Source organism: Bacteroides coprosuis (assembly GCF_020741705.1).
Lineage (GTDB): Bacteria > Bacteroidota > Bacteroidia > Bacteroidales > Bacteroidaceae > Bacteroides_E > Bacteroides_E coprosuis.
In genome coordinates, this window is the sequence record NZ_DYYK01000148.1 from 1 (window position 1) to 3,832 (window position 3,832).

The following is a 3,832-nucleotide window of genomic DNA, read 5'->3' on the forward strand; positions in this document are numbered from 1 at the left end:
ATTTTAAATCAGTTCCTAATTATTTACAAAGAAAGGGTCAGATTATAAAGATAATCCAACCCAAGCTATTTTAACTTACACACTTAGTGATACAGTGTCATTTAATTGGGTATAGACTGTTATTTTAATTACAGAATTCGGGTCCCCATTCTTGATGTCCTCTATTTGGCCAACACTTATAGGCCTCTTTTATGCTGATAGCATTCCATGTATTTAGTCCTGTTTCTTCAAGAGTAATAACGGTTAATATGCCATAGAGAGAGTCATCATTCAGACCTTCTTCTTTTATGGTAATTAATTGATATTTATTCTTTTCAGAAGTAATAACTTCATAAGAATAATTCCCTTCAGCATCGGAATCTTTGGGTCTATATAATTGTGCAATCTCTTCAATTGATTTTATGTTCTTTTCTACAATCCTTTGATTCAGTAATTCAACTTTATCAGCTTCGATATCTCTATATTGAATCATTTGTTTTTGCTTACACGACCCTAAAACTAGTGAAGTGCCTAGTATGCAAATTCCTATAAATAAATTTATTTTCTTCATGACGTTGGATGTTATTACATATGAAATGTAAGAAAGTAAAAAGGATTGAATTTCTCAACAAAATGATAGAATAATAAAAGCCTGAATAACCAATTGATTATTCAGGCTTTATTATTTTATCTCTTTACTTTATTCGGTTAAAGTAAAAAACTTATACTTGAGGTGGGAAAACGAAATATTCACCATTATTATTATCAAAAATGGCACCACTAGGTAGTTTTAAGTGATTTTCATTTTTACTCCAGTCCCAAATCATAGATTCATCTTCTGTGATTTGTTTGCTTTCATGATCATATTTTTTTCCATTACCTGGATAGTATAATAATAAATCATCAGAATCTGGATGTATCGTTTTCCATACATTGTCACGAATTTGTTTATGTGTTCTAGCTGCTTTCCAGAAACGAACTTCTCGTACAAGTTCATTTAAACCACCAAGCCAGAATCCAACTAAACCATATGCACCTTCTCTTATTTCACGATCTGCAACTAATTCTCCATTAATATATACATAGTGTTTATGACCATCATAGACAAATGAAATCATATACCATTCATTAGGTTTCGCTTCAAACTTATCTTTAGGAACATCTATTTGAGAATTACCTGTCTTTATTTGTAATTGGTTAGGTTCAATAGTGACGTCACCAAAACGAGGGTAGATTTCATCATTGTTAGATGAGTTTTTCGCCAATTTAGTTCCACATATAGATCGGTTATTAGAACGATAGTTATTTCTATTTATCATAACCTCCATGGTCCACTGATCAACTTTAAAGTCATTAGGGAACATGTTCTCGTCTTCAGAACCAGATCCATTCATTCTTAAGCATTTCGTAATTATTTTTTGCTCTAGAACTAGAATGGTTTCATCTTGGCCTGGTATTATATTTGTGCAATCCCCTTTTATTTTGATAGGCAGAGCATAAGTACTATTTCCATTAAATGCTAAGTCTTTTATTTTAATAGGAAGAATTTGACTAGTATATCCTGATTCAAAAGTTAACTGATCATTAATCTCGTACATTTCAGAAGGAAGAAGAGGATAGTTAGTCCTGTTTTTTTCATTATATGCATCTAATTGATCTTGACTTCCAGCTTGAATATCGACACTTACTTTATTATTCGTTTTACGTGCTAAATTAACAATGACATCATTAATATATGTGTCTTGACCTTCAGCAACAAAGCTTTGCAATAAGTCATTACTCTTTAAATAAACACCTTGATCGCTTTTATGATCTTCTAAGGCATCTTTATATAGCTCATTTTGACATCCTGTAAAAAGAATGAATAAGCTAAGACATGATAATATAATTTTTTTCATTTTATACACTTGTTATTTTTCAATAGGATAAACTTGATTTCCAAAGTATAAAGCTTTGCGCAGCCAATGGTATGGTCTGTTTTCAGCTTCTTCACGGTTGATATTTGCGTAATCATATTCCATATGGAAAGTACCAATACCACCAATTCGTTTACCACTTGGAAGATTTAAAGTTGCATAATCTAATATTTGTGTTCCTGGTTCTCTATTTAATTCAGGTCTCACTGTACTTCTATAATGAGTAATACCACCTGTTTTCCAAGTTTGTTCAAACTCCACAGTAATAATTGTTTTTTCTTCCCAATCTGATAGGTGTGGATGATTAATTTTACTTAAAACATAACTAGTTCTACTTTCCCAATAAGCTTGATAAATATAATGGTCTACAAGTTTTGAAGTTTCATTAGAGAGAAGGTCTGGTTGTCCATCCATAACAAGCATACGTCCTGCAGGACGGAGTCTTTCACTTAATGTTTCAATGAAAATTTGCATATTTCTATTTCCATTAGGAGATATTTCTTGACCACTGGCTAGAGTTCCTGAATGACCGTACCCTGGTTCGTAATCAATATCAAAACCATCTAAGTTATACTTTTCGATCGAGTCACAAATAGCACTTGCATAAGCTCTAACTCCATCTTCGAAAACTCCTTTACCTTTTTCTTCAACCCAATAGTCAAGAGCATCTCTCCCTATAGGTGTTAATTGATCTCCTAAGTCCTGAATAATCCAGCAGAGTATAGCTTTCCCACTTTTTACTTCTTGAAAGAATTTAAGATCCTTTTTTTGCTCAGGAGTTAAATTTCCTCTACATCCCCACAAAGAAACAAAGTCAACACTATCTGGTAGTGCTTTGAGGTAGTTTTGAGGATTGTCCCCCTTACCTGTCCAGTTACCAAACCATCCGAATCCTTTGACATGGCGAGTTTCTCTATATTCTTTAATATTTTTAAAATACTCTTGTAAGTCTAAGGTAAGATCTTCCATCGATTCTGCCTCTAAGTATGGAATACGTCTTTTTAAACCTTCTTGGTTCTCCAAAATATCTCGTTCAGTGTCTGTCCACTTACTACAAGCTTGGGGTAAGAATACCATTGTCAATACAAAAGGTATTATATGTATAAGCGTTTTTATATTTGATTTCATTGTCTTTATTTTCTTAAAATTAGCGTTGAGATGGTCTGTCTTCACGAACCCACCACATTTTAGTAGCACCTGTATCTTCTCCACCTAACAGAGATGGAATTTCATTCATATTAGGATTATTACTGTATTCGCTTGGTGAATATCTAAAACGTTCTGGTGCAAGACACTCTGTGCAACCAATTCGTTTAGGAGCTTCTCTGTCTTCAGGTGGTAGTATAAAAGGATAGCCTGTTCTACGATACTCTGTCCAAGCTTCAACAGCATTCGGATATAATGCTAAGTATTTCTGAGTCATTATTTTCTGAAATTGTTGTTCTTTTTGGCTAAGGTTAGAAGCCTGATTCATATCATTCCAGTTAGGTGATGTATTCTTTTCGGAAATTTTGGCAGAGTAGTAACCATAATGATAATTTGACATATCAATATCTGTAGGTCTTGATTTAGATTTTAGATATTGTTCTACACCCTTTACTCCATTTTCTTCAAAAGACATAGTCACACCTTCTTCATATAGCTGTTTGGGATTTTCTGAAATTAATCCAAATAATGCTGCTTCAGCTTTTAGAAACAATACTTCCGATGCACGCATCCAGTAGAGTGGAGAACCTTCATAAACATTTGGTTTAGATGCAAATTCAGGTGTATTTTTCCCCATCTCTTTACTCCTACTATTAGTAGGCGCTACAGCTAAATAATGAGCTTCATCAAAAAAAGTTCCTTTGGTAAAGTATTTAGATATACGAGGATCTTCATATCCTGTTAAATAACTCCATATACCTAGTCCCATTCTAGTTTCACCATAATCTATA

General features: G+C 33.1%; 4 protein-coding genes. All 4 read right to left on the bottom strand.

Annotation, left to right across the window (positions count from 1 at the left end):
• Window positions 1–124: 124 nt before the first annotated feature.
• Window positions 125–550 carry a hypothetical protein gene (locus tag K8V80_RS09075; protein WP_006744323.1) on the bottom strand — a complete coding sequence of 142 codons (426 nt, stop codon included), beginning with the start codon at window positions 548–550 and terminating at the stop codon, window positions 125–127.
• A 151-nt stretch (window positions 551–701) separates the two neighbouring features.
• Window positions 702–1,877 carry a BT_3987 domain-containing protein gene (locus K8V80_RS09080; protein WP_276777228.1) on the bottom strand — a complete coding sequence of 392 codons (1,176 nt, stop codon included), beginning with the start codon at window positions 1,875–1,877 and terminating at the stop codon, window positions 702–704.
• Between the two features lie 12 nt (window positions 1,878–1,889).
• A complete protein-coding gene (locus K8V80_RS09085; protein WP_276777230.1) occupies window positions 1,890–2,972 on the bottom strand; it encodes an endo-beta-N-acetylglucosaminidase family protein in 1,083 nt (360 codons plus the stop codon).
• A 70-nt stretch (window positions 2,973–3,042) separates the two neighbouring features.
• On the bottom strand, window positions 3,043–3,832 hold a 790-nt coding region (locus tag K8V80_RS09090), incomplete at its 5' end, for a SusD/RagB family nutrient-binding outer membrane lipoprotein (RefSeq protein ID WP_276777229.1).